This is a genomic window from Gemmata sp. (genome assembly GCF_051859125.1).
Taxonomy (GTDB): Bacteria; Planctomycetota; Planctomycetia; order Gemmatales; family Gemmataceae; genus Gemmata.
The window spans coordinates 1-3477 of record NZ_JBHYGG010000071.1 but is presented as its reverse complement, the minus strand read 5'-3'; the positions used below and the strand labels follow the sequence as shown (position 1 = coordinate 3477).

Genomic DNA, 3477 nt, shown 5'->3' with positions numbered 1-3477 from the left:
CCCGGCACGACTTCTCGGGGTACCGCAAGCCGACCATCCTGCGGCGGGTCCGCCGCCGCATGGGGCTGGGCCAGTTCGCCACCGTGGCCGACTACGTCAAGACCCTGCGGCAGACCCCGGCCGAGGTCACGGCCCTGGCCGACGACCTGCTGATCCACGTGACCGGGTTCTTCCGCGACCCGGACGCCTGGGCGGCGCTCCAGGAGCGGGTGATCGGGCCGCTGGCCGCGGACCGGCCCGACGGGGCCGAGGTCCGGTGCTGGGTGACCGCGTGCGCCACCGGCGAGGAGGCGTACACCCTGGCGATGCTGCTCACCGAGGCGGCCGAGGCCCGGGGCAAGCGGTTCGACGTCAAGGTGTTCGCCACCGACCTGGCCGAGCGGGCCCTCGGGGCGGCCCGGGACGGGGTGTTCCCCAACGGCATCGAGAGCGAGGTCTCGCCCGAGCGGCTGGCCCGGTTCTTCGACAAGGACGACAGCTTCTACCGGGTCCGCAAGGTGCTCCGGGAGCTGGTCATCTTCGCCCCGCAGAACCTGCTCCAGGACCCGCCGTTCTCCCGGCTGGACATCGCCACGTGCCGGAACCTGCTCATCTACCTGGAGCCGGAGACCCAGCGGCGGGTGCTGTCCCTGCTGCACTTCGGGCTCCGGGAGGGCGGGGCGCTGATGCTCGGGTCGTCCGAGTCGGCCGCCACCGCCGACGGGGACTTCGAGCCGATCGACAAGAAGCACCGCATCTTCCGCCGGATCGGCCCGACCCGCTCGGGCACCGTGGACCTGGCGGCCCTGGCGGCCGCGGCCCGGGGCCCCCGCCCGCACCCGGTGCCGGACGGCCCGCGGCCCCCCGCGCCGGCCGCGGCCCAGGTCGTCGCCCGGGCCCTCCTCGACCGGCACACCCCGCCGGCGGTCGCGGTCAACGCGGCCGGGCAGATCGTCCACGTCCACGGGGACACGAGCCCGTTCCTCACGTTCCCGGCCGGGGTCCCGACCCTCGACCTGCTGGCCCTGGCCAACGAGCAGGTGCGGGGGGCGGTGCGCACGGCCCTGCACCGGGCGGCCGACACCCACGCCCCGGCCACGGTCCGGGACGGGCTGATCGACGCCCCGGGCGGCCCCCGGCGGGTCGAGGTCGGCGCGGCCCCGCTCGGCCCCCGCGGGGCCGCGCCGCTGTACCTGGTGACGTTCCGCGACTACCCCGAGCCCCCGCCCCCGGGGCCCGCGACCGCGGACCCGTCGGCCGCGGGGAAACTGGCGGACGAGCTCCTGTGGGTCCGCAACGAGCTGCAGGGCGCGCTCGACGAGATGCAGGCCAGCAACGAGGAGCTGAAGGCGAGCCACGAGGAAACGACGAGCCTCAACGAGGAGCTCCAGAGCACCAACGAGGAGCTGGAGACCTCGAAGGAGGAGCTGCAGTCGCTCAACGAGGAGCTGGTGACGGTGAACGCCCAGCTCACGGCCAAGATGACCGAGCTCGAGTCCGCGGCCAACGACCTCGGGAGCCTGCTGACGAGCACCGACATCGCGGTCCTGTTCCTGGACCCGCGGTTCCGGATCCGCCGGTACACCCCGGCGGTCCAGGACCTGCTCGACCTGATCCCGTCGGACGTGGGCCGGCCGTTCGCGGACCTGCGGCGCAAGTTCACCGACCCGGACCTGCTCGCCGACGCCCGGGCGGTGCTCGACAGGCTGGTCCCGGTCGAGCGGGCGGTGCAGAGCGAGAGCGGGCGGCACTACCTGCGGTGGGTGCGGCCGTACCGCACCCAGGACAACCGGATCGACGGGGTCGTGGTGGCGTTCGTGGACGTGACCACCCGCAAGCGGGCCGAGGAGGCCCGCCGCATCAGCGAGGGGCGGCTCCGCCTCGCCCTGGCCGCCGCCCGCATGGGCATTTGGACGCTCGAGATCGACACCGGCTCGCAGATGCGCGACGCCAACCTGAACGCCCTGCTCGGCCTGGAGCCGCGGCAGACGACGCAACCGTTCGAGGAGTTCCTCACCCACGTCCACCCGGACGACGTGCCGGCCGTTCGGGCGGCGTTCGAGGCCTCGATCCGCGAGGGGCGGCCGCTGAACGTCGAGTTCCGCATCGTCCGGCCCGGCGGCGCGGTGCGGTGGCTCCGCGACCAGGGGGACGTGTTCGGCGACGCCGCGGTGGGCGCGTCGCACATGGCCGGGGCGTGCATCGACGTGACGGAGCGGCGACAGGCGGAGGAGGGCCTGCGGCGGAGCGAGGAGCGGCAGCGCCTGATCCTGGAGACCGCGACCGACTTCGCCATCCTCACCCTCGACTCCGACCGGACCGTGACGAGTTGGAGCCCGGGGGCGGCGGCCACCTTCGGGTACGCCACGGACGAGATGATCGGGCAGTCCGCGGACGCCCTGTTCACCCCGGAGGACCGGGCGGCCGGGGTCCCCGGGGCGGAGGCGGCCGAGGCCCGGCGGGCCGGGCGGGCGGCGGACGAGCGGTGGCACCTCCGCAAGGACGGCACCCGGTTCTACGCCTCGGGGGTGATGCGGCCGCTGCGGGACGGCGGCGGGTTCCTGAAGGTCGCCCGGGACCTCACCGACCGCAAGCGGATGGAGGACGAACTGCGGACCGTTCAGGGCCAGCTCGAGGCGCGGGTGGCGGAGCGGACCGCGGACCTGGAACGGACCCTGGCCGCCCTCGGGGCCGAGATGGAGCGGCGGCGGGACCTGGCCCGGGAACTCGCGACCTCCCAGGAGGACGAACGGCGGCGGGTGTCCCGGGACCTGCACGACGCGGTCGGCCAGACCCTCACCGCGCTGGGCCTCGCGGCGGCGGCCGGCGAGGCGGCCCGGGTCCGGGACCTCACCGACCAACTGGCCCGGGAGGTCCACCAGGTCGCGGTCCGGCTCCGGCCCGTGGCCCTCGACGACATGGGCCTCGACGCGGCCCTCGCGGAACTGGCGCGGCAGTGGTCGGCCGCGAGCGGGGTGCCCGTGGACCTCGTGACCGCGGGCGCGGGCGGGGACGCGGACGCGGACGCGGAACTCACGGGGGTGGGCCGCCTGCCCGCCCCGGTCGAAACGGCCGTGTACCGGCTGGCCCAGGAGGCCCTCACGAACGTGGCCCGGCACGCCCGCGCGACACGGGCCGGGCTGTCCGTGACCCGGACCGCCGGGCACGTCACGGTCACGGTCGAGGACGACGGCGCCGGGTTCGCCCCCGCCGCCCCGCGGGCGGGCCGGCTGGGCCTGCTGGGGATGCAGGAGCGGGTCGCCCAGGTCGGCGGGGCGCTCGAGATCGAGTCCGCACCGGGGCGGGGCACCACCGTCATCGCCCGCATCCCGGTCGGGGCCGCCCCGACCTGACGCCGCTCGCGTGGATCAGTTGCGCCCTCGGTGGACGGGCCCGAGCCCGAGCGCCGAGCGAGGGGGTCGTCTTCCCAGCGACCGAAGAAGCGAAACGCGGGGGTGGACGGGTCCGAGCCCGAGCGCCGAGCGAGGGTCCACGTGG

Annotated in this window: 1 protein-coding gene; it reads left to right on the top strand. The window is 75.6% G+C overall.

Annotated elements, in window-relative coordinates; genetic code table 11:
* The coding region (locus tag ACTIGN_RS08525; protein WP_439622785.1) for a CheR family methyltransferase at positions 1 to 3332 on the top strand (3332 nt) is incomplete at its 5' end.
* Positions 3333 to 3477 lie beyond the last annotated feature (145 nt).